The sequence below is a fragment of the Sphingomonas sp. Leaf208 genome (assembly GCF_001421415.1).
GTDB lineage: Bacteria > Pseudomonadota > Alphaproteobacteria > Sphingomonadales > Sphingomonadaceae > Sphingomonas.
This window is the reverse complement of the sequence record NZ_LMKH01000004.1, coordinates 40,715-63,417: the sequence shown is the minus strand read 5'-3', so window position 1 is coordinate 63,417 and position 22,703 is coordinate 40,715. Positions and strand designations below refer to the sequence as shown.

General features: G+C 57.3%; 22 protein-coding genes and 1 pseudogene. 10 read left to right on the top strand and 13 right to left on the bottom strand.

Annotated features, from left to right (window positions below):
- On the bottom strand, positions 1 to 324 hold a 324-nt coding region (locus ASE69_RS21780), incomplete at its 3' end, for a hypothetical protein (RefSeq protein WP_156362133.1).
- A 267-nt stretch (positions 325 to 591) separates the two neighbouring features.
- Positions 592 to 960, bottom strand: a pseudogene (locus tag ASE69_RS04475) (response regulator); the annotation flags it as partial.
- A 273-nt stretch (positions 961 to 1,233) separates the two neighbouring features.
- On the opposite strand from ASE69_RS04475, the gene ASE69_RS04470 reads away from it, so the two are divergent.
- Both ASE69_RS04470 and ASE69_RS04460 read left to right on the top strand, forming a co-directional pair.
- The gene (locus ASE69_RS04470) at positions 1,234 to 2,739 is read left to right on the top strand and encodes a PAS domain-containing protein (protein WP_056483600.1); all 1,506 of its coding nucleotides are present in this window, start codon (positions 1,234 to 1,236) and stop codon (positions 2,737 to 2,739) included.
- Between the two features lie 806 nt (positions 2,740 to 3,545).
- Positions 3,546 to 4,061: a BLUF domain-containing protein gene (locus ASE69_RS04460; protein WP_082452865.1), complete on the top strand. Its 516-nt coding sequence runs from the start codon at positions 3,546 to 3,548 to the stop codon at positions 4,059 to 4,061.
- A gap of 397 nt (positions 4,062 to 4,458) precedes the next feature.
- On the opposite strand, the gene ASE69_RS22755 is transcribed toward ASE69_RS04460, so the two are convergent.
- Positions 4,459 to 4,707: a hypothetical protein gene (locus tag ASE69_RS22755; protein WP_235518099.1), complete on the bottom strand. Its 249-nt coding sequence runs from the start codon at positions 4,705 to 4,707 to the stop codon at positions 4,459 to 4,461.
- Positions 4,691 to 4,870 (bottom strand): hypothetical protein, encoded by a 180-nt coding sequence (locus tag ASE69_RS22750; protein ID WP_235518097.1) that lies wholly within the window; start codon positions 4,868 to 4,870, stop codon positions 4,691 to 4,693. The genes ASE69_RS22755 and ASE69_RS22750 overlap by 17 nt, the downstream gene beginning before the upstream one ends.
- 166 nt (positions 4,871 to 5,036) lie before the next feature.
- On the opposite strand from ASE69_RS22750, the gene ASE69_RS04450 reads away from it, so the two are divergent.
- Positions 5,037 to 7,001: a GAF domain-containing protein gene (locus tag ASE69_RS04450; RefSeq protein ID WP_056483591.1), complete on the top strand. Its 1,965-nt coding sequence runs from the start codon at positions 5,037 to 5,039 to the stop codon at positions 6,999 to 7,001.
- Complete coding sequence (locus tag ASE69_RS04445; RefSeq protein WP_235518094.1) at positions 6,998 to 7,411, top strand: response regulator; 414 nt, start codon at positions 6,998 to 7,000, stop codon at positions 7,409 to 7,411. Before ASE69_RS04450 ends, ASE69_RS04445 begins: the two co-directional genes overlap by 4 nt.
- Positions 7,412 to 7,641: 230 nt before the next feature.
- Here the strand turns inward: ASE69_RS04445 and ASE69_RS04440 are convergent, their stop codons facing one another.
- The 3 genes from ASE69_RS04440 to ASE69_RS04430 are packed head-to-tail and all read right to left on the bottom strand — an operon-like array spanning position 7,642 to position 9,514.
- A complete protein-coding gene (locus ASE69_RS04440; protein ID WP_162236833.1) occupies positions 7,642 to 8,919 on the bottom strand; it encodes an aspartyl protease family protein in 1,278 nt (425 codons plus the stop codon).
- A 23-nt stretch (positions 8,920 to 8,942) separates the two neighbouring features.
- Complete coding sequence (locus ASE69_RS04435) at positions 8,943 to 9,134, bottom strand: helix-turn-helix transcriptional regulator (RefSeq protein WP_056483585.1); 192 nt, start codon at positions 9,132 to 9,134, stop codon at positions 8,943 to 8,945.
- The gene (locus ASE69_RS04430) at positions 9,131 to 9,514 is read right to left on the bottom strand and encodes a hypothetical protein (protein WP_056483583.1); all 384 of its coding nucleotides are present in this window, start codon (positions 9,512 to 9,514) and stop codon (positions 9,131 to 9,133) included. Before ASE69_RS04430 ends, ASE69_RS04435 begins: the two co-directional genes overlap by 4 nt.
- Positions 9,515 to 9,784: 270 nt before the next feature.
- On the opposite strand from ASE69_RS04430, the gene ASE69_RS04425 reads away from it, so the two are divergent.
- On the top strand, positions 9,785 to 10,204 hold the full coding sequence (locus tag ASE69_RS04425) for a GNAT family N-acetyltransferase (protein WP_056483615.1): 420 nt from the start codon (positions 9,785 to 9,787) through the stop codon (positions 10,202 to 10,204).
- Positions 10,205 to 10,301: 97 nt separating this feature from the next.
- Here the strand turns inward: ASE69_RS04425 and ASE69_RS04420 are convergent, their stop codons facing one another.
- Entirely contained in the window at positions 10,302 to 11,039 is a 738-nt protein-coding gene (locus ASE69_RS04420; protein WP_056483581.1) for a pyridoxine 5'-phosphate synthase, read from the bottom strand.
- 240 nt (positions 11,040 to 11,279) lie between these two features.
- On the opposite strand from ASE69_RS04420, the gene ASE69_RS23180 reads away from it, so the two are divergent.
- Positions 11,280 to 11,636 (top strand): nuclear transport factor 2 family protein, encoded by a 357-nt coding sequence (locus tag ASE69_RS23180; protein WP_082452863.1) that lies wholly within the window; start codon positions 11,280 to 11,282, stop codon positions 11,634 to 11,636.
- Positions 11,637 to 11,716: 80 nt separating this feature from the next.
- The gene (locus ASE69_RS04410; RefSeq protein WP_056483577.1) at positions 11,717 to 12,817 is read left to right on the top strand and encodes a serine hydrolase domain-containing protein; all 1,101 of its coding nucleotides are present in this window, start codon (positions 11,717 to 11,719) and stop codon (positions 12,815 to 12,817) included.
- A gap of 246 nt (positions 12,818 to 13,063) precedes the next feature.
- Here the strand turns inward: ASE69_RS04410 and secF are convergent, their stop codons facing one another.
- Together secF and secD are read right to left on the bottom strand one after the other, a co-directional pair.
- Positions 13,064 to 14,038, bottom strand: a complete 975-nt coding sequence (secF, locus tag ASE69_RS04405; RefSeq protein ID WP_056483575.1) for a protein translocase subunit SecF — start codon at positions 14,036 to 14,038, stop codon at positions 13,064 to 13,066.
- Between the two features lie 14 nt (positions 14,039 to 14,052).
- The gene (gene secD, locus ASE69_RS04400) at positions 14,053 to 15,651 is read right to left on the bottom strand and encodes a protein translocase subunit SecD (RefSeq protein WP_056483573.1); all 1,599 of its coding nucleotides are present in this window, start codon (positions 15,649 to 15,651) and stop codon (positions 14,053 to 14,055) included.
- A gap of 1,437 nt (positions 15,652 to 17,088) precedes the next feature.
- Here secD and ASE69_RS04395 point away from each other — a divergent pair.
- The 3 genes from ASE69_RS04395 (at position 17,089) to ASE69_RS21775 (ending at position 20,270) form a co-directional block, all read left to right on the top strand.
- Entirely contained in the window at positions 17,089 to 18,519 is a 1,431-nt protein-coding gene (locus ASE69_RS04395; protein ID WP_056483571.1) for an IS1182 family transposase, read from the top strand.
- 486 nt (positions 18,520 to 19,005) lie between these two features.
- Positions 19,006 to 19,743 (top strand): Crp/Fnr family transcriptional regulator, encoded by a 738-nt coding sequence (locus ASE69_RS21005; RefSeq protein WP_162236832.1) that lies wholly within the window; start codon positions 19,006 to 19,008, stop codon positions 19,741 to 19,743.
- 386 nt (positions 19,744 to 20,129) lie between these two features.
- Positions 20,130 to 20,270: a hypothetical protein gene (locus ASE69_RS21775; protein ID WP_156362132.1), complete on the top strand. Its 141-nt coding sequence runs from the start codon at positions 20,130 to 20,132 to the stop codon at positions 20,268 to 20,270.
- 207 nt (positions 20,271 to 20,477) lie between these two features.
- Here ASE69_RS21775 and ASE69_RS04390 read toward each other — a convergent pair whose 3' ends face one another.
- The 3 genes from ASE69_RS04390 to ASE69_RS04385 all read right to left on the bottom strand — a co-directional run bounded on the left by ASE69_RS04390 (position 20,478) and on the right by ASE69_RS04385 (position 22,152).
- The gene (locus tag ASE69_RS04390; protein ID WP_056483569.1) at positions 20,478 to 20,942 is read right to left on the bottom strand and encodes a GAF domain-containing protein; all 465 of its coding nucleotides are present in this window, start codon (positions 20,940 to 20,942) and stop codon (positions 20,478 to 20,480) included.
- Between the two features lie 632 nt (positions 20,943 to 21,574).
- The gene (locus ASE69_RS21000) at positions 21,575 to 21,760 is read right to left on the bottom strand and encodes a hypothetical protein (RefSeq protein WP_082452860.1); all 186 of its coding nucleotides are present in this window, start codon (positions 21,758 to 21,760) and stop codon (positions 21,575 to 21,577) included.
- A gap of 200 nt (positions 21,761 to 21,960) precedes the next feature.
- Positions 21,961 to 22,152 (bottom strand): hypothetical protein, encoded by a 192-nt coding sequence (locus ASE69_RS04385; RefSeq protein WP_056483565.1) that lies wholly within the window; start codon positions 22,150 to 22,152, stop codon positions 21,961 to 21,963.
- Positions 22,153 to 22,703 lie beyond the last annotated feature (551 nt).

The window sequence follows — 22,703 nt, the reverse complement described above, 5'->3', positions numbered from 1 at the left end:
AAGGCCACCAATGAGCCAGGTCTGTGGCTTACCTTTTTCGAATGTTACCTTGTAGGTTTCCTCGCGGCCGTCTGCCATATCCGCTTTGAGGAAAGTCAGTGTCTTGATGCGGCCTTTGGCTGCCAGCGGAGGACCCATTTTGGACATCTGCTGTTTGCACGCCGCGAGCAGTTTTGGCTGCATCATGTCCGCGGGGCATGTACCGGCAGCTGTTCTCGTTAGAATTGTTCGCAGTGCAGCACCGTAGTTGCCCGGCGCAGCTGTTACAGGTGCTGGCATCACGAGTGCGGCGCCAGCAAACAGAAACGGGAAGGTGTAAGTCATTGTCGGTCCCCCATTGATCCCAACCATTTTCTAATGGTTCAAAGGGGGCGTGACCACAGCGAAAAACTGCAGTGTAAAGAAAACCACACGCTGAAAGCTGCGGAGGTAGCCGTCCTTCAATCGCAAAATCTCACGCCCGTTTACATCGAGAAACTCCGTGCTTGATCAAACCGGCTTTTTGAGCGGCTCCGACAATTTGTTGTCCGGNTAGCCGTCCTTCAATCGCAAAATCTCACGCCCGTTTACATCGAGAAACTCCGTGCTTGATCAAACCGGCTTTTTGAGCGGCTCCGACAATTTGTTGTCCGGRAGCATGTTCCGCAAATGCTGGTGCACCATTTGCTTGTTGAACGGCTTGGAGATGAACGTAGCCTTTTCGGGCATCTCGCCCGCTTTCGGTAGAACATGACCGGATGCGATGACGATTTCGATCGCAGGCCAGCGTTCGGCGACATGCCGCGCCAACGCAAAACCGTTGGTATCGCCGGGCATGTCGACATCAGAGAACAGCAGTACGATGCTTTCCCAGCTGGTTGCCAAGACGCGCTTTGCCTCGTCGCCGTCCATGGCTTCGTAAAAGCGGAATCCGGCGTCTTCGAGGATGGAAGTCGTATCCATCATGATGAGCGGATCATCATCGACAACGAGGGCGTAGGGTACGGTTGAAAGGGTCGTGGAGCCCTAACCCTCCCGCCATAAGCAGAGTTGCGGCGCGCGAGGATTTTTGGTTGATTTTCTTAAAATGCAACTGCGGCATGGCCGCATTGGCGGGCCATGCCGGGTATCGTTTGCGGGCTGTTAACCAGGTAGTTTTGTCACAATGGCCATCATAGCCTACTGACACTAAAGGACTAAAAATTATAGCGTCCAACGTCGTAGGGCCCGTTGAGCGCGCGAGCGGAGTGACGTGTGCGAGATACTCAAGAAGAAGCGCGGATCGTCCGCGAACTGACGCGCGGCGATAGCGGATCTGACCCTTTCGCCTCGGCCGTGCGGGCAACGCGCATGCCGATGATCATTACCGATCCCCGGTTGCCCGACAATCCCATCGTGTTTGTGAACGACGCCTTTGGGAAGCTGACCGGTTATGCCCGCAGCGAGATCATGGGTCGCAACTGCCGGTTTCTGCAGGGACCGAACACGGACACGGCCGACGTCGACCGCGTTCGAGACGCGATACGCGCGCGCGAGTCGATCGAACTCGACCTGCTGAACTACAAGAAGGACGGCACGCATTTCTGGAACCGGTTGCTGGTTTCGCCCGTGTTTAACGACGACGGGGTGCTGCTCTATTTCTTCGCCTCGCAGTACGACGTCACTCTTGAGCGCGAACGCCTCGTCAATCTTCAGCTCGATCGCGATGCCCTCGAAGCAGAAGTAGAGCGCCGGATAGCCGAGCTTCAGGAAAGCGAGCAGCGGCTTCAATTTGCCCTTGATGCCGGTCGCCTGGGGTCCTGGAGCATCAATCTCGATACGTACCGGCTGACGGCATCTGCCGAGTGCAAGAGGATATGCGGTCGTGCCCCAACCGATCCTCTAACCCTCGACGAACTGCGAGAGTCGATCCACCCGGAAGACCGGCAGATGCAGGTCGACGGCATAGAGCGCGCCATACGCGACCGATCGCTGCTGGACCTTGAGTACCGCTTGCAGACGCCGGCAGGCGAGGAGCGCTGGGTACAGATCCGGGGACAGGCGAGCTACCGCGCCGATGGCACACCGTTGGCACTCGTCGGGACGACCCAGGACGTGACCGCACGGAGGCGCGCTGAGGAGCATCGGACCCTCTTGGCTAATGAGCTAAGCCACCGGGTGAAGAATACGCTTGCGTCCCTGCAGGCGATCGTCTCGCAAACGATGCGCCGGGCGACCTCTGTGCAGGAGGCCGGCACGACGCTGGAAGCACGCATCCACGCGATGTCTGCCGCGAACGACTTGCTGATCAGTGGCAGGTTCGAGAGCACATCTCTGCGTGCGCTGGTTGAGCGCACGCTTACCCCCTTCGGGGTGGAAGACGGTCAACGGTTCAAGCTTTCCGGTGAGGACCTTCAGCTCCCGCCCCGCCTTGTCGTCGCATTCGCCCTTGCCCTCCATGAGCTTGCAACCAACGCCGCAAAATATGGCGCGCTATCGACCGCCGATGGCGTGATCGAGCTGAGTTGGAAGGTCATGGACGGCTGGCAGCCGCATGATCTCCACCTCACCTGGGTCGAGTCAGGAGGCCCACCGGTTGAGCCCCCGACACGGACCAGCTTTGGCACACAGCTCATTCAGCGTGTTTTGGCACACGAAACCGGTGGAACGGCTAAAATCTCATACCTTCCTGGCGGCGTCGTGTTCGAAGCCGTCGCACCGTTGGTCGACAGCGCCGACAACGACAACGAGCAGCAGGATAGAGCCGAAGAAAGGAACTGAGGCTTGGCCACCCTCAGTGTCCCATCTCAGCCTAATTCACAGCATACGGCTGATAAGACTAGATATTTCATTGAGAAAGTTGGCAAAACGATGGTGGGTAGCCCGCGCCGCTGCCCAAGCATTTCTGTTTATATACAATTTTGACGGGGAAAATCATCGACGGCCGTTCAGGGATGTAGTCGGCAACTACTAGGCGATCACGCATCGATACCATCGTGTAGCATCACCTGTTCTGCTATGGAGCCGGGGTGAGACCTGATAATCCCGAAGACCACGAAGCGCTCTGGACGGGGCTTGGCGAACCCGAAACTGCTCAGGATCTGATGGACGCGCTTGCGGAGCTCCGGCTTCTGGCGATCCGGTTAGACCTGAAAGTCGTCGGAGCCATAGTTAGCAGCGCGATCGGTATGGTCCCACTCACAAAGCATTGAGCTAGCGTTGTTCGCTTTGTCTAAAAACCTTCAGAAAAGTGCGACGGCCCGTCCCCACAGGGTAGCAAGGACGGACCGGCCACAGCCGGAGGACGACCGCGGCGAGGCATAAACGCAAACCGCAATGTTAGTTTCCTAGGGCAATTCCAGTTTGTCTCGGCATCCGGGTGAGCTTCTATCCCGGTTTAGTACGTCGGTTTGTCGTCAGATCTCCGTTTTGTCGGGAAACCGCCTCACGTCTGCGTGTTTTGTCCCCACCAGATAGGAGGAAGCCGTTGAATACCCCGATTCATGATACGCCTTCCGACGTTGCGGCGATCAACGGCTGCGTGGTTGTATCGGGACCTGGAGGGGTCGCTGTAACCTTGTCGGCAGATGCCGCAGAAGAAACGGCAAATCGTCTCCATAAATCCGCAACCGAGGCTCGCAATCAGCGGAACACTGACCCAGCGTTGTCCGAAATGTCGGAATCGTGAGTTGGCGATGCGCCGAATAATTTACATCAGTAGATCGCTGGTTGACGGAGATCCCGATGCGATAGCTGGTATCGTGGCAGGCTCAGTCGCCTGGAATACCACAGCCGGGATCACGGGGATGCTTTGGTCGGATTGCGCGAACTTTGCGCAAGTAATCGAAGGCGCTTCTGATCGGATTGAATTGACCATGGAGCGTATCCGCCGCGATCCCAGCCATACTGACATTACGGTCTTGTTGGACCGATCGATCCTATCTCGCCAGTTCGGTGACTGGTCGATGCGATGCGCTGGTGACGATGAGGCGAGCGCGCATGGCACCAGCTTCATGATCGGCTTTGCAATGGGCGAACGCACCGCCGCATCGAAACGATTGTATGAAATCGTGCTATCTAGCCATGCTGGTAATGTGGGGTAGGGAACAGAACCACGCGGCTACGGTTTTGAGTGCGACCGGCGCGGTTTCCCCCCTGCCCTGCCGGAAACGACGCCCCGCTGCTGCTCCCGCAGCGGGGCGCCTCCCAATCCAAGTTGTTGGGTAGCGTGGCATCGGTGTCCGCACAGGAAGTACCTCTAACCGACATTCTCTTCCGCGTTGATTGCCCGTGCTCTGTCGCTGATAAATGCCGGTATCGATGGCGAGATGGCGGCTTGGACGGCCAAAGGCGTTCAGCTCTGATAGAGTTTGCTACCGCTCGACTGTTCTCAAAATACCATCAATTCCGAGAACGCCAATACCTTCTCGCCCGCCGTTCGTTTTATGGGAAAGTCCTCCCTCGTCCTAACGGTTGGTGCGAACCAGGTGAATGGCGTCGCTAAACGGCCTTTTTCAGAGGTTCTGGCAATTTGCTGTCAGGCAGCATGTTGCGCAAATGCCCGTGCACCATCTGCTTGTTAAACGGCTTAGAAATGAAGGTAGCTTTCTCAGGCATTTCGCCCGGCTTGGGCAGAACATGGCCGGAGGCGATGACGATTTCGATAGCTGGCCAGTTCTCCGCAACGTGTCGCGCTAACGCAAAGCCGTTTGTCTCACCGGGCATATCGACGTCAGAAAACAGCAGCACGATGTTTTCCGAATTTGCCGCCAAAAATACGTTTCGCTTCGTCTCCATCCATAGCCTCATAGAACCGAAACCCGGCGTCTTCGAGAATGCTGGTTGTATCCATCATGATGAGCGGATCATCGTCAACGACGAGGGCATAAGGGACGGTGGAAAGGGTCATCACGCCCCAACCATCCGCCGCGCACGGAGTTGCCCTACTACATGCTATTTCAACTTTCGGGATCGCTGTAGGCCAAGGTCACGGTCCGTGCGGCGTATGCCATTTGAATTTCGCCTTTTTGGCGGCTAGCTGCAAATCAATGCGCCCATGCGCGTATTGAGAGGGCGCGATGACCGACGCGGAGGCAATCAGCCATTACGAAGTGCTGGATACGGGACCCGAGATCAGCTTCGACGACATCGTAGCTCTGGCTGCACAGGTATGTGAGACGCCGACAGCGCTGGTCTCGCTGTTGGACGGTGACCGCCAATGGTTCAAGGCGCGCATCGGGTTTGAACCCTGCGAGACGGACATCGACAGTTCTGTATGCCGGCACGTCGTGGCAGCCCGAAGCCTCATCGTTATCCCTGACCTGACCAACGACGAACGTACGGTGTCGAACCCACTGGTCGTCGCCGACGACGGCATCCGCTTCTATGCGGGCGCGCCCCTTGCGACCCGCTTCGGGGTCGTAGGCGCGCTTTGCGTCATCGATACTTCGCCTCGCCCGGCCGGCCTGACGGCAGAGCAGGAGGCAGCCCTGCTACGGCTGTCGAGGCAGGTCGTGACGCTTTTGGAGATGAGACGTGACACGCTGGACCTCCAGGCAGCTCTGGCGGCGCGCGACGCGTCACGAAAAGCGCAAGCGATCAGCGAACGCCGCTGGCAGGACCTGTATCAGAAGATGGACACCGGCTTCATTTACGCACGGGTGATCCGCAATGCTGACGGAGAGGTCTGCGACTGGCGATATGAGGAGGTGAATGACGCTTGGGGCAATCTCGTTGGCATCAATCCCGCCGATGCACGCGGGCGCACGATCCGTGAACTCATCCCTGACATCGAGGACGAGTGGGTTCTGACTCTGGCGCGGGTCGTCGAGACGCAGGAACCGTATCACTTCACCAGCCAAGTTGGCGTCTTGGAGCGTTGGTACGACGGTACAGCGCAATCCCTTGGTGACGACGACTTTACCGTCATATTTCACGAGGTCACCGCGCGCATCAAAGGCGTCCGACGCAGCGAAGCCTTGCTGGCGTTGGGCGACGTATTGCGGGATCGGATCGACAGCGATGGGATGATCGTCGAGGCCTCACGCATCATCGGCGAGGCGGTGGGAGCGTCCCGGGCCACCTTTGGCGAAATGGATCACACCCGAGAAATCGTAAGCGTCGAAGCCGGGTGGTCGATGGTGGGTATGCCGTCGATCGAGGGCGAGCACCGATTCTCGGACTATGGTGAACTGCGCGCCGCGCTGCTTGCCGGTGATGTCGTTGTCATCGACGATACCTCGACGGATCAAAGGACTGCAGCTGATTTTGCCGCCTGGACTTCACTTCGTACGCACGCCGTGGTCATCGTGCCTGTGCGAGAGCGTGATCGGACGGTTGCCGTTCTCCTGATCCACAAGGACAGCCCGTATCACTGGACTGACGACGAAGTTGGATTCCTCCGCAGCGCTGCCGACCTGCTTGAGACTGCGAACGCGAGACGGCGAGACGACGAGCAGCAAGAACTGGTCAACGGCGAGATCGCTCACCGGCTTAAAAACGCATTGTCGATGGTACAGGCCGTCGCGACGCAGACCTTACGCGGCGATGCTTCTCCCGAAGGTCTCGAAGCCTTTACGCGCAGATTGCAGGCGCTTGGTCATGGTCATGACGCGCTCACCAGCGGTCGCTGGAAGGCAGCTACCCTCAATGATATTCTAGGAGGAGTCCTGGATGGAGCCGCCATACGCGACCGCTGCACCGTCCAGGGCCCATCGGTCGAGATGGGCGCCCGTGCTGCGCTGTCGACGTCGTTGCTGATCCACGAACTAGCCACCAACGCCGTCAAGTACGGAGCTCTTTGCGCTGCCAGCGGCCATGTGGACATCACATGGCAGATTGAAGGTGACGGCGACGAATGCCAACTGGCGCTGGACTGGGCCGAACGAGGCGGGCCTGCGGTCACGGCACCAACGCGTAAAGGCTTCGGTTCAAAGCTAATTCGGCTGGGGTTAGTCGGAACCGGCGGTTCCGACATACGCTATGAGAAGGAAGGTCTGCGAGCTGCCTTCACGGCACGGCTCGCAGAAGTGGAACAAGCGTGAGCACAACCGATCCCCAGATCGATGGACATACCGCCATCGTGCTGATCGTCGAGGACGAGCCGTTGCAACGGCTGGACATGATCGACATGGCCGAACGCGCCGGCTTTGAGGTCTTGGAGGCGCATGATGCCAGCCATGCAGTGGCGCTGCTAGAAACCAGGACTGACGTCCGCCTTGTCCTGACCGACATCGATATGCCGGGCGTAATGGACGGGATGAACCTTGCTGCCGCGGTCCGCAAGCGTTGGCCACCTATCGAAATTATCATTATCACTGCGGGGCCGGCTCCCGCGCGGGCGGACATGCCTGAGCGTGCCGTTTTCATGACCAAGCCACTGAATTACGAACGCGTGGTCGAGGCCATGCAGCGAATGACAGCAATCCAGGACGCCGAGAGCCGGCTAGATTAAGGGAACTGCGACGGCGGGATGGTCCTTGGTGTCTGGACGCGACAGGCCATTCGCTGACGTCCAAAGCGGTAAGGTGTCAGAACGACTGGTTTTGACACCCGTCACTGCAAGATCCTTTCTCGTTTCAGCGACATAGCTCAATTTTGGGAATAGATAACCTTTCCCGTTTCTCGATCGTATTTTGAGAAAACCCAAACCCGAGGCGAAGAAGTGATCGCAGCGCTTAGCGGTTACACCAGGTTTGCGAGCGTGACGATGATACGCAACAATTTACCATCGCGCTCGACCAGAAGTGCAACCTTTGCTCCTAGCACCATCAGGACACGCCCCATCTCCCACAATGGTTGCCGTCTGCCGTTCGATGAGATGATACGATCTCCGGCCTGCACGCCAGCCCGCGCGGCGGGGGAACCAGCAAGAACCCCATCGACATAAGTTCGAGCCAGACTCGGTCCTTTTGCGATCAAATGGAGACCGCTGGCATCCGCTTCGAAGGGAACATGGAGGCGCGCGTTCGGGACCAGCCACATTCGGCGACTGCGATAATCCCACGTCACGGTAAACCGACGTAATATCTCGCCGCCTAACAATCCGGCAACGCCCGGACTGGCCAAAATCCCAGCAGGCTGATCCGGGATCGCTGCAACCGGCCCGGCAAAATCGTGTCCGCCGATACGAATACGCGAGAGCCGAACCAGCTTGTACTCGATTTTTCCCCCCACCGCAGAAAAAGGAGGAGGGGCAACAAGTGAGTGTCCCGCCAACAACTCCGGATGTTCTTCAAGAAAGCGCTTACTCAAAATTGCTGCGCCAGTTGTACCGATGTCGACCACAAATTTGGCTTTCACGAGTGAGCCGTTGTTACCGCCAATCTCGGCTTCGACTACCGGCACGTTCCCTTCTATGTCGATAGGGATAGCCCCAACGCCCGGCGTGCATGTGTCTTGAAAGGAAATGAAGGAGACGCTTTTATGTGCATAATCAACCGTAACGCGGAAATGCTGAAACACGTTGCTGCCAAACAATGCATCGACTGGATGGCCTGTTTGCGCACCGATGTAATCAATGGGTAGAACTGCGATCCGTTCACTCGCTAGCCTTAGCCCGGCATGATCTAGACCCCACACCATATTGGCAGAGTCAATCAGGTGGAGAGTTTGGTCATCGCCTTGTCCAAAGCCGCCTGCTGCAACCGACGAGGTAGATTTAAGGCCTATCTCGGTAGCCACGTCCGGCGATACGATGCTCAGCGCTGCGCCTGTATCCAATATAACGTTTAACAGTCGCGATCCGTTTACGCGTCCGGGCATGATCGGAAGGTTAGATATCATTCGGACAGGGATAGTCACTGCCGTTGCAGGATGACATTGGGAGAGCGGAAAGATACGGCCATCGCCGTCTTTCATCGTCGCTCCAGAGGTTTGGCCTTCCACAACGCCTTTAGCGAAGCTTGATGTGTCCGAGGCAAAGGCCATCGCCAGCGCTAATAAGCACTTTGAGTATGTCATCATTCATCTCCAGGGATGGAAGATCAGCTTTTGAAGAACAACGCCTCAATCGGCATTTGGAATAGCGTTGCGATATCGAATGCCAGTGGAAGACTAGGGTCGTAGCGGCCGTTCTCGATCGCGTTAACCGTTTGGCGTGATACCTGAAGTCTTGCTGCCAGATCAATCTGGGACCAGCTACGTTCGGCACGCAATTCCTTGAGCCGGTTCTTCATCGGTAACGCAAAACCTGCGTCCAGATACACGTTATCCAAACACCTTGCATAACAATAAAGGTGATCCACATTGGAAGCCGGCTCCAGCCGACGACTTCAAGTAGACACCATGTAATCATTAAGAATTGAGTGATGCCAAAAGCCCAAGCGACCGCGACAAGCTGATTACGCCTCATCATCTCGTCGCTACGTTGAATCTGCGAGATAGTTGACTTGAGTATACCAAATGCGGGAATCAGAGGCAGCATCATCACTGCCGTTCGCCACTCGCCTAGGCTCGGGTAACCGAGGGCGACATATGCCGCTGCAATCAAGACGAGAACATAGGCGAGTGTCCACCTCCCCTGGCTTCGAAATGCGAGATACGTTTCCAGTTTCATGTCGGCATCCCTTGGCTCAGCTAATGGAAAGCTTGTTTTCCATACGCAGAAAGCTAGGCAATGGAAAGTATGTTTTACACAAGCTTCCTTTACATCGGTCGGGGTGAACCAGGCGACCGAGGAGCTTATGAGGGGGACCCTGTTTTCCCGATTAGGAACGGCCAGCGAGACGGCGCGGGCGTTCGCAATCGATCGATTGCGAGAAAGCCCTGCGTCGCGATCCCTGCCAGCTGCCATTGAAGTTCAAGGGCTGCACCGTATGATCACATGATGATCCTGAGCATCGTCATTCCCAACAACCCATCGGATGCCGACCGCGAAGCGGTTCTTAAACCGCTTCTCGCTTACAACACGGCGCGTGCAGGCGATCCCCGCTTCCACCCCGTCGCCATTTTGCTGGCCGATGAGGCCGGCCATCACGTCGGCGGTCTATGGGGCAAATGTGCGTATGACTGGCTTTTCGTGGACCTTCTTGCCGTTCCGGAAGAGCATCGGGGCGAGAACCATGGAAGGACACTTATGGAGCAGGCCGAGGAGATCGCGCGCGCCAACGGCTGCGTTGGAATTTGGCTCGACACCTACGAGTTTCAGGCGCGCGGTTTCTATGAGAAGTTAGGCTTTGAGGTATTCGGCACCCTCGACGACCATCCCGTTGGTCAGAAAAAGTTTTTCCTTCGGAAGCGATTCTAAAAATTGGCTTGGCTACGGTTCGAACCAATAGCGGATCGAGAACATCGCCAACCCTGCCATTCCCAAAACTACAGTTAAATCGAGAATGGGAAGACAACTAGCCGAGAGCCGACTTGTAGGCCGCAACTGCTGGCCCGAACCCCATCAGTAACGCGTCTGCCGTCAGTTCGTGGCCGATGGACGCTTCAGCGATCGGAGGCATAGCGCCGATCAAATCAGGTAGGTTGGCAAGGCTGAGGTCATGACCGACGTTCACCCTCAGGTCGGCAATATGCACCGCTCGCGCCGCCTGCGCTGCTGCTTGGAGAATACGACCGGGACCCTTGGCGCGATGCTCGGCCGCATAAGAACCGGTGTAGATTTCTGCGCCATCAGCTCCGCTTTCGATGAGGCTGCGTACTGCTGTTGGGTCCGGATCAATGAACAGGATTACGCGTCCGCTGACCGCCTGGAAGCGGGCGACATCATTATAAATCCGTTTTGCTGCATCTCGATCGTCAAACTTCCAGCCTTCCTCCGATGTGAACGCGGAGGCAGTATCAGGAACGAGTGTGCATTGCTCGGGCTGCACAGCAGACACAATGCGGAATAGCCGATCGTCGGGATAGCCCTCGATGTTTAGTTCAAAGGTCGGGCGGAGTGGCTTCATCCACTCCGCCAGTGCCGATACGTCGTCATCACGGATATGGCGTTGGTCGGGGCGCGGATGCACTGTAATTCCGTCCGCGCCAGCTTCATGAGCAATGCGGGCGAAGGCTAGTAAATCGGGTACGCCGGTTCGCCGGGAGTTTCGCAGCAGGGCAACCTTGTTCAGGTTAACACTTAGACGCACCATAAACACCGATCCCAAATCGCCTTCGATCCGGGAATTATGGCATGTAGCGGCCAATGGCGAGGGCGAGCCATGGGTTAAACGGCAAGGCAACCGCCGTCGCCTGCAATTCCCGTTTACGATCCCAATTGAGAACCCCCTGCCCTGCTCGTTGACCGTTCGTTTGCCAGAATTTAGCTCACGTCAACCTAGCCCATTGGCTTGCCTCACGGCACCAGTGGTGTATTATACGAATAATACGGCATGGACGAACCAAGCTGCCAATGGGAAGGATCGTCGATGCTTCATCTAATAGCGATTTTGGCAACTAGTCCCGTTAACACGTATCCCCCTGCACCCGCTCCAACCGAAGAACGCGGCAGAGCGGCGGACAATGCCTTCTGGGCGGCCTTAAACACGTGCGATCGCAAGCACATGGAAGCGACCCTCGCTCCTGATGTCGAGTTCTACCACGACAAGACCGGCGCTACGATCTCGCGCGATGCGGTCGCCACATCGTTCATGAACGGCCCTTGCGGCACGACGGGGTTTCATGTTCGCCGCGAACTGGTCGCGGGATCGCTGTCCTATGGTCCTGGAGGGGCGTCCGTTGACGTTTGAGTTCGTCGCGGCCAGCGATACGGTCGAGAAGGTGGTGGTCGAGGACAATGGCGCGATCGTCGCGGAAGGGATCCGGCAGGATGCGCGCTGAGGTCCGGCAGGCCGGCCGCATCGTCCCGTTCCTGCTGCTCTGCATGGGAAACGCAGGCATGGCGCGGGTGGAGCCGCCAAGGACGCTGTCACGAGGGATCGACCGTTTGCTTGCTGAAAGCTATCCGGAGGACGCACCGGGCGTGACCGTCATCGTCACCCGGCACGGCAAGACCGTCTATAGCGGCGCGCGCGGCCTCGCCGATGTCGACCGGCAGTCGCCCCTAAAGCCGGACAGCATCCTGCGCTATGCCTCGATCTCGAAGCAATTTACCGCCGCGACGATCCTGAAGCTGACGCAGGACGGAAAGCTGGCACTCGATGCGTCGGCTTCGCAATATCTGCCGCCCTGTCCGGCCGCGAAGGGCGTTACAGTCCGCCAGCTGCTAAACCATACATCGGGCATTCGGTCCTACACAGATATTCCGGGTGCAGTGTCGGTCGAGAGTACCGGCCGGGTTTGGACGACCGACTCTCTTATGGCGCTGTTCTGCAATCAGAAGCCCGTCTCACCTCCCGGTGCGCGCTATCAATACAACAATTCGGGCTATGTCTTACTCGGCGCGATCATCGAGCGTGCTACTGGAATCTCGTGGCACGACGCGGTGATGATGCGGACAACTCGACCGTTGGGCCTACAGTCGATCCGCTGGGGTGGTGGCGCGATCGGCAAGGATTGGGCGCGACCCTACACCCGCCTTGGAGGGGGCGTCGTGGGACTAGCGCAGCCGGTCGATATGAGCTTCCCCCACGCCGCAGGCGCGCTGGTCGGCACGGCGCGAGACCTAGCGCGCTGGTCCAGCGCCCTTCATCACGGCCGCGTTGTCAACCAAGCGCTCTACGATCAAATGATTTCGCCGACCAAGCTCACTGACAATACATCCAGCGACTATGGCTTCGGGCTGGAGAACGGAGTGGTCGATGGCGTACCGGTCATCGGGCACAGCGGTGGAATCATGGGCGGTCAGACCGACAGCCTCTATGTGCCGTCCCAAGATCTGTTCGTCGCGGTCCTGGCGAACACCGACGCGCCGGCCGTGGCGCCTAGCCTCACGGTTCGACGCATCGTTACGCTGGCGATGAAGCCGTAGTGCGCGGCGAAGGGGCGTAGTTCGACCTACTAACTCGCTACTTGCGTCAGTGGATCGACCACCAGCTAACGAGACGGACTTTCTCGAAATTCGATCGATTTTTGAGAAAGCCGAGCTATGTCGCTGGAGCGCGAAGCGCCTACCCCACCGTGTTGTGGGCATGCGCTTGCCCGAGAACGGTCTTACGAACGACATTCGAAGGGTTCTCGGGCTTCACGGCTCACAGAAGTGACGCGACCATTCGGATTAGCGCTCTACCTTGGGGCCGACGCGTTCTGCGCCGTCCTGCACACCACCCTTACCCGGTGGCGGATCAGCGCGTAGTCCTAGCGTGATCAGCAGTGATGACGACACGTAGATTGATGAGTACGTCCCCACAACGATACCGAGGATCATCGCGGCGGTGAAGCCGCGCAGCACATGCCCGCCAAGGACCAGCATCGCGACGAGCGCGAGTAGGATCGTCACCGAGGTCATCACCGTACGCGGTAGAGTTTCGTTCACCGATAGGTCGATAATCTCGCGAATGTCCATCTTCCGGTAGCGGCGCATGTTCTCGCGGATACGATCATCGATCACGATCTTGTCGTTGATCGAGTAGGAGATGATCGTCAGTACCGCCGCAACGATGTTGAGGTCGACCTCAAAATCATTCCGCGTGAGTGCGAAGAAGCCGAGTGTCATCAACAGATCATGGACGATCGCGACGACCGTCGAGACACCGAACTGCCACTCAAACCGCACTACTGTGAACAGTGCGATGCCAAGGATCGCCAAGCCGACAGCCAGAACACCTCTCGTAATCAACTCATCGGAAACCTTGCCTGTAATCGTGTCATATTTGGAGAAGGTCGCGCCGGGAAATTTGATCGCCAGATCGTCTGATACCTTCTTTACGAGCCGGTTTGTCGCTTCCTCGTCGCCGCCATTTGGTAGCGGCAGACGGATTGAAAGCGTCCTGGGGTTACTGAACGACTGGATCGATGCTTCGCCAACCCCAAGGCTGTCGACTTCGGATCGAACGGCCTCGATCGATGGTGCCGTCTTGAAGTTCTGCTCCATCAGGACGCCCCCGACAAAATCGACGCCCATGTTAAGCCCCCGAAAGGTAACGAGGCCGACAGCGATCAACGACAGCATGAGCGTTAATCCGAACGCCCATTTACGGAGCGAGACGAACTTCAGGTTGGTGTTGTCAGGTACGAGTTTCAGTAGGCGCATGATATTCTCCCGCCTCAAATATTGATTGTGGTGGGGCGGTTCTTCCGCAGCCACAGCGCGACCATCATCCGCGTGAACGTGACAGCAGTGAACACTGACGAGCAGATGCCGATCAGCAGCACGACTGCGAAGCCCTTCACCGGTCCCGAGCCGAGTAGCAGCATGATCACGCCGGTGATGGCATGCGTCACGTTCGCCTCGAAGATCGTCCGGCTCGCTTCCTTGTAACCCAGCTCGACCGACTGGATTATGCTACGTCCGCGGCGCCGCTCTTCGCGAATGCGTTCGTTGATCAGCACATTTGCATCAACGGCAGTGCCGATCGTCAGCACAAAGCCGGCAATGCCGGGCAAGGTCAGTGTGGCTTTTAAAAACGCCATTACCGCCAGGATAACGAATATGTTGATTACTACGGCAATGTTCGCGTACAAACCAAACCGACCGTACGTGACGATCATAAAGATAATTACGGCAATCGCGGCAACAACGCTCGCAATTATGCCTGCACGGACCGAGTCACGTCCAAGGTCCGGACTAACAGTGCTTTCGGCAACGACCTTCAAGTTCACCGCAAGTTTGCCAGATCGAAGCGCGATGGCGAGATCGTTTGCAGTTTGAACCGTGTAGTTGCCCGCGATCGACGCTCGGCCGCCAAGAATGGGCTCGTTGATGTTGGCAACCGAGATAACCTTGTTGTCGAGAATGATCGCGAACGGCCTGTTGACGTTTTCGGATGTTACTTTCGCAAATCGCCGGCCACCCTCAGCGTCGAACGTTATTGCAATGTTGGGGGCATTGGTCTGTGGATCGAACTCCTGCCGAGCATCCGCAACCTGCTCGCCCGAGATCACCACCGGGCGCTTTAAGGCTACGAAGGGCACACTTTGCGGATTATCAGGGTATGGCAAAATCTGGCTACCGGCCGGGGCGATGCCCTTAGCGAGATCGGCGGGGTTTGCAGTTTGGTCGACCAGCTTGAACTCAAGCTTGGCAGTTGTCCCGATAAGCTTCTTTAGCGCCTGTGGGTCCTTCGACCCCGGGACCTGGACGACAATTCGTGTTGCTCCTTGACGGACGATCGTCGGTTCCTTGGTCCCTAATTCATCGATGCGGCGACGAACGACTTCGGTCGCATCCTTCATGGCGGTGTCGACGGCTTGGGTTAGTCCTGCCTCGGTTGGCTTGAGCGAGAAGCGGTTCGTGCCGAGCAAATTGACGTCCCACTGACTTTGCCCAGTTATTCCGGCCCCAAGGCTGGTAATCGTGGATAGACGCTGGCGGGCGAGGGCAATCTGAGAGGGATTGCTAACGACGAAGGTTAGCTGTCCCCCACGCGTCGAAATGTCGCCGATTTCGATACGCGGGGTTCCGTTGCGCATTACGCCCGATACGCTGTCACGCATCGCCTCGACCCGCGTCTTCGCCAAATCAGCAGTATCGCCTTCGAGGAGTAGATAGCTTCCGCCATTGAGATCGAGCCCGAGGTTCACGTGGGATTGCGGATACCAAGCCGGTAGGTGGCTAGTTGGAATAAGGCTGGGGATGCCGAGCATGATGCCAATAAGGCACACGCACAGGACCGCCCCCGCCTTCAGACGGGAGAAATTAAGCATTTTAGATTCTCGTTCGTAGTCTTGAAGAGACAAGTGCGCCGGCAAGGGCACACCGTATCGGCCGCACGTCTCAGGCGCGGCCAGACATCTTCAAGCTCCGGGAGGACCAGTAGCGGGGTGGGCGCGGACTGAACGTTCGGCGAAGCCTAGTGCGGCGAGCTGAACGGGGGAAAGGCGCGATGGTGTTGGATTTGCGGCATTCGCCAGCTCAGCAGGGGGTAGGGCATTACCTCCGCTCTGCCGGGGGTCGTGCCGATCAGCTTCTTCGTGGAGAGCAATCGCGCGTTCACTGAGCGTGAACGGTCTCGCCGCGGCCTCGCGGACAGCCAGACCCTGCCCACGGCCGTGAACCGAGCCAGGCTCGCCGCACGAGCTCAAGCTCAACAACGCTGCGAATAGCGTTTGCAGAACAGCCAGGAAGACGGACGGCGAGATCAGATCGGGGCACCCCTGTATGTGCGCTAACGTTATTTACGGCGCACACCCGTCCGGAAAGATTTAAGCTATAGCTGCATTTTGGCGAAAACAAGAAGAAGGTGGCAGACTGCCCGATCGCGGGACATCCGGTTTAGCGTCTGGGGTCTCATGGGACGGAACCGTGTTTCTGGTAGAACCTGATTGTGAACGGCAGTCGGAACGGTCAGGGCGTTCCATTCCCGAAATCGATCGAATTTCGGGAATGTCCGGGATGGGAAGGAAAGCGGCCGGTCCGCTTCCGGTAAGGCGACGGCGATGCCCGACATTAGGCGGCTGCCGCCATTCCAGAGAAGATTGACTTGTGGGAAGGCGGCTACGCCGCTCCGATCGCGGCGCATCCCGCTTAGCGGCCTCCCCATCTATTTTATCTTGCTCACAATTGCCGCTTTAGACCGCTACTCAGACGGCTTAAATCGACCAACGCGGCTCACCTGAACCCCCTCCTTGGCCCATGAAGCCCTTGATTTGCAAATTTCTCTTGTTGGACCGGGCTGAGGCATTGCGGCCGGAAGGTCAGCAAAGAATTTGATACAATAGACGTCGCGGCGATCGTCATACCGCACCCTATAGTCGTCCGTTATTGTTGCGCTCCGATGTGGCGCAGCGGCGGCCCCGGTCGATAGCAATGCACTTAGCATTGCGGCTGCGAATACCTTGCTCGCCTTGGTCGATATCATATCCTGCTCCTTTAAACGCCGCCACCTGTCCGGGACGGCCCTGTTTCAAGTTCGCAAGATGTGTGCCAGTCCAGTAATACACCTTTCGCCTAGGAAGCACACGGACGTGTCTTAACGGCTGACGCCATTATGTAGTGAAAAGCACCAATTCCTAGGGGCAGATGCTCTTGAGCGGCTAGGATTGGGCGAAAGCAGCCGAAACGCGGTTCTCAAAAAGGATCCAGACCGTGCGAAAACTCGCTGGGTGATTCCACAAGGTTGCTGACGGGCGTATGCTGTAATCATGGCATATATCGAGGGTCATGCGCGCGACCAGGCGCTGCTGCTGCCGGCATCGGTAGAGGATTATGTGGCAGCGGATAGTCCGGTTCGGTTCATAGACGCGTTCGTTGATGACCTCGATCTGGGCGAGGCCGGTTTTCATCGGTCGCGGCCGAAGGCGACGGGGCGCCCAGGCTATGACCCGGGCGACATGCTCAAGCTGTACCTGTACGGCTATCTCAACCGGGTGCGGTCGAGCCGACGGCTGGAAGCCGAGGCGGCACGCAACCTCGAGCTGATCTGGCTGCTGCGTGGGCTTCGGCCAGACTACAAGACCATCGCTGACTTTCGCCGCGACAACCGGAGCGCCTTCAAGGCAGTGTTCCGCGCCTTCGTCGTCCTATGCCGCAAGCTCGACCTGTTCGGGCGCGAGCTGCTGGCGGTGGACGGCACGCGGCTGAAGGCGGTGAACAACCCGGCACGCAACTTCTCCCGTGACAAGCTGGCCAGGTATATTGCCGCGGCCGACGAGCGGCTTGAGGGGTATATTGCCGAGATGGACGCCATCGACCGCGGCGAGGATGGCCATGCGCCTGGCCGCAGCGGGGCACTGGCCGCGAAGATCGCCAGGGTGCGCGAGCGGCGTCAGGCCCAGGAGGCGATGCTGCACGAGCTGAACGCCAGCGGCGAGAGCCAGATATCGCTAACCGACCCCGATGCGCGCGCGATGGTCACGGGTCGAAAGACCACGGTCGGCTACAACGCGCAGGTAGCGGTGGATGCGAAACACAAGCTGATCGTCGAGCAGCACGTTACCAACGCCGGCACCGACATGGGTCTGCTGGCACCCACTGCTGGGGCGGCGAAAGACGCGCTAGACGTCGAGCAGATCGATGTGGTCGCCGACATGGGTTATTACAAAGGCGAGGACATCGAAGCATGCGAGGCGAATGGTATCACACCCTTCGTCGCCCGGCCGAGACGGGGCAGCGTCATCGCCAATGGCCGTTTCTCTAAGGATCTCTTTCGTTACGATGCCGAGGCGGACGCGTACCACTGCCCGGGTGGCCGGACCCTCGACATCAGCTATCGCGCGGTGACGCGCGGCCACGCCAACATCCAATATTCCAACCCCGCCGCCTGTTCGGACTGCGCAATCAAGTTGAACTGTACCAGCAGTCGCTGGCGGCGCATCAACCGTTGGGAAAACGAGGCGGTGCTGGACCGCATGGCGGCGCGCTTGGTTGCGCGCCCTGATATTCTTGCCGTTCGCCGCGAGACGGTCGAACACCCGTTCGGCTCGATCAAGCAATGGATGAACCAGAGCGCATTCCTGATGCGCGGGCTGGAGAAGGTTCGCGCCGAGTTCAATCTGACCGCGCTCGCCTACAATCTAAGAAGAGCCATTACCCTCATCGGCGTGCCGGGGTTGATCAGGGCCGTACAGGCCTGATCAAGCTCGCCAAATCTGCTGCGCAGCGCTCAATGGCTTCCCCTTGAAGCCACCATAGCGCCACCAGAGCGCCACCACGGCAGTAACTCAAAAATATTTGCGCCCAGCTCCACCGTTTAACAAAAGACGTCCGTGCTCATGTGACGGCGAGTTCTCGCACGGTCTGGCATCGGTTTCGAGAATGCCCGCGGCGTCTCGCTGGCCGTTCCCTTTTGGGAATGGCCAAAATGACCAAACCGCCCACATCCGGATACCCGGGCTGGCGATCAAAGCTCCCGGTAACGGCCATTCGTTCAGCGCATCGTTCCCGGTTTAAACTTGCCCATATGCCCCAAACTGCTGCTGTACCGTGATTGCCGACGTCAACTTTAATTTAAATCAAGGTTCATTCGGCAACCTATGGTATAAATCATAAATTGCTGACCGATCACGGCCCTTGGCAACTGAGAGACACAATGCTCCCGCCGATATAACGGGACCCTTGTTTTGATCTCGGAAATTGACCCTCGTGGTCTGATTGCAAAAAACCTATCGGCGCATTCGCAGATGCAGGTGTTCGACAGCGAAGGTTTGGGCCGTTTGAAAGCTCGAACAAGAACCTTTGAGTCAGGAAGCTACGTATTCAGGGAAGGATTATCATTTGCTGACTATGCATTTGTAATATCAGGACATCTATTCCGTCAAAAGCAGAATATAGACGGCCATCGACAAATTGTATCGTTAATAATCCCCGGAGACGTAGTTAATCCAGAAAATAGATTTGTGAATAATCTGGATTATAACGTGGTCTGTACGGAAAGATCTATCATCGCGTTTGTGCAAAAATCCGAGTTTGAATCGTTAATTGATTCCCACCCATCCATTAGGTTGGCTTTGGATATAATCACAACGGCGGAGTCGCGACAGTTACGGGAGTGGCTGCTAAATATAAGTGCGCGATCTGCACGGACTCGTGTAGCTCATTTCTTGAACGAATTTGCTGCCAGAACCAAGTTGCGCGGCTTGAGTGATGGGTTGCGCTTTTCCCTACCTATGTCGCAGGAGCAGATTGGCGAGAGCGTCGGAATCACACCTGTTCACGTTAATAGATCTATCAGGTCGCTAGTTGAAAGTGGCTTAATCAAGCACACTAATCGAAGATATGAAATAGTTGATCTCAACGCTTTTAGACAAGCTGGTCAATTCACGGAAAGGTTTCTCTTGGTCGATGACCTGCCTCATTGATTGCCATATCATGGATACCATGATGGCCGACGTTCGGTGTCTGGTCCAAATTCGGCGATCGTCACCCAACTCTAAAAAGCGGGGCCGGCCACTTTCCCAACCATTCCAGCCATGCCGCTTACGCCCCGACAAGGACGCTGAGGTCGATCATTTTGCCGTCAAATTCATCTGGAGATCCCTGCTTAACGTAGCCGAATGCGATCGACAAAAGCGCAAGCGATAGATCAACCGCGTTCGGTCGGCCCCTAGCCCCATCGACGAGGGCGCTATAGTCAGCCCACTTGATCCTAATTAATCCTATATTGGTAGGATCATTTACCTTTCTTGATCTAAGTTATCCCCGAAGCCTTACGGTGCACGTCGGAATGCTAGACAGGAGGCCGAGGATGACGTTCGACCAACAGGAAAAATTGAAAGCTCTTCTGCTGGAAGCGCTGGTAATAGCCGACAAAATGGAGGGGCGTGGTGTTCTCGCCCTCTACATTGTTCAGGCACTAGATACCCTCACGCCCAACGTTCGGCGTTAAGCGGTTCGATGTCTGGTATCGCCGCCTGTCTCACCATGAGAAGACGGTCCGCTTCGTTTCCCATTCCGGCCATTCCGCTTACCCCCACACCTGGACGTTTATGCGGGCGATCTGCGCTCCGCCATAATCGTCTGCCCCGGACGATGCGACCCGTCCGGACTAGAGATCGCGACGAAACACTGTTCGTTATCCTAACTCGCGTTCGGTTCAAGCGGCAGATAGTATCGAGGCGATCCTGTCCGCAAACCCCTTCAACATCGAAACTTTGCCGAGACCAGCTAGCTTCCGTGGTTCGGGATCGATGGCGCAAAGAGTGCCATAGAACGAGCCGTCGGTGAGAACGATGGGAAGTGAAACATAGCTCTTAAACCCGTATAGGGCCGGAGCGGGATGGCTTAGCCATTTCGGATTTCCCGCCACGTCGTCTATCACCACGGTATTACCGTGCTCGCGTATGTCGTTGCAGATAGTCGTTGAAACCCTCAGTTCCTCACCCGGTGACATCCCAAAGTCGATTTGATCGACGACTTGACAGGCAATCCAGCGTGTATCGGTAACACGAGCAAGGGCGACAAACCCCATTCCGGTTGAAGCGGCAACTTCGTCTAAAATCTGGCGGATACCGTCGTCATCACCGTCGCGAGCGGCGCCAGCTGCAAATCCATCGAGCATACTCGTCGTTACCCGGTCCTGCGGTAGGACGGCAACTGTTCCGAACCATCACGCATCAATTCGGTTTGCGTAGATGCCGCTTTACCGAACTGGAGGCGGCGAAACCCGGTGCCCTGCATTCCCAGCTCGCGTTTCCTTCGTTTGATGCAAACTCAGGACTCGTACTTTAACCTTCGTACAGCTTTTCCAACGCTGAAACCAGAAAGCCACGCGAAACGCTCTGACATTTTATCATGAACTTCAAAAGGGCATTGGTCTGGAACCCCTTCGCTTTGACCGCTTTTTAAGCCCGCTTCATACGCATCGCGTAACAATGGTTCTGGTTCCATTGTTTGGTAACGCTCGAAGGCAACAATCGGGTCGAGCGAGATCGATACAATCTTGGTGTTAGAAGGCGAAGCTTGTTTTACTCCTCAGTTGCAATGCGACCGGGGGATTGGGAAGATATACGCATTCCCGTTTCACCATCCTTTTCGAGATAGAAGGCAGCGTCGCGCGACGTGCGCTAACGCCATCTGCCTTCCCAATAGCGGACGGTCCGCTTTCCTTCCCAAGCCGGTCATTGGACTTAACGCGAACGGCACACAAAAGGATGACCATCGCCAACCGACCTTGTCGCAAAGTATGACGCCTCAGCGGTCAGCCTTGGCAGCAGCGTTGACAACGGCACGCGCGGCAGTTGCTTCAGTTGCGTCCGCCATCGCTTCCCATGTTGAAGCTGAGCGCTCGTGCATATCGCGACGGTTAGCGAGCGTCGTATTTTCCGCCGCGTGGCGTTGTGAGGCTGCGTTTGCACGGTAGGTTTCGGCAGGGGTCATTTCAATTTATCCAGTGCCAACATGCATTAGCGGAACCGCCAAACAGTTTGGTCGCGGGTCGCTATCCTGCCCGGCGCGTGCGAATGCAACCAGCGGCTGCACCATGACGTCATGATCGCTCGCAGCGTGCTTCAGTTACCGTATGCCGCCTGATTCAACGGTTAACGGTAATCATGGGGTTCCGGATATTGGACTGGGATTCAACCCTCGACTTGTACATATTTGATGGATGTCCACGGCACGAATGTCGTGGCGCACTTGAGGGTTGCGAGGACACCAAGCTCGTCTGCCATGTGCAGCGTCATCTTCACCGCACCGCCGATGTTGAGCGATAGCGTCACCGCCAGGTTACCTTCTGCGGCCATCGCGGCCTGCTGAAGTCGATCGAGCATTAGTTTCTCCCGGTTGTCCGTCTGAATTGAGCTGCAATGCGGTAAGGGGCAACCCCATCGCTGCGCCCACCGTACGCCCCTCCAAGATGTCAGCCCGCCTCACCATTGGGTCAGGGACACTCCCCCATGCGATACTGCCGCCAGTACCGATCCCACCGCACGGCCGCCCCTGAAGCAATTGCGGCGCAGGACAGCGACCGTCCGTCCGGCAGCGTGCACCTAGCAACCATACGGCTGTAGCTTTTACCAGTCACCTCACATCGCAACGTCTTCCGCAGCACCAGACGTTCGACGATCTGCTGGCTGCGTTTGGCAGCGGCGTTGTCACAGCGATAGTTTACCCGCCGCGGGTCTGCCGCGCGACAAGGCGACGCGCTTTCGAAGTCCGGCGCCTGGACGCCGGCAATCCGAACCTTGACGCCGTTCGAACACCATAAAGGCCCATCGCCGTCATGTACGCGGGTCACCGTGCATGAGAACGTCGTGGCTGGTGCGAGGGTGATCATCGAACCGCTCTCATCAGTGCTTCGTCCGGCAGGCGTCTGCTACAG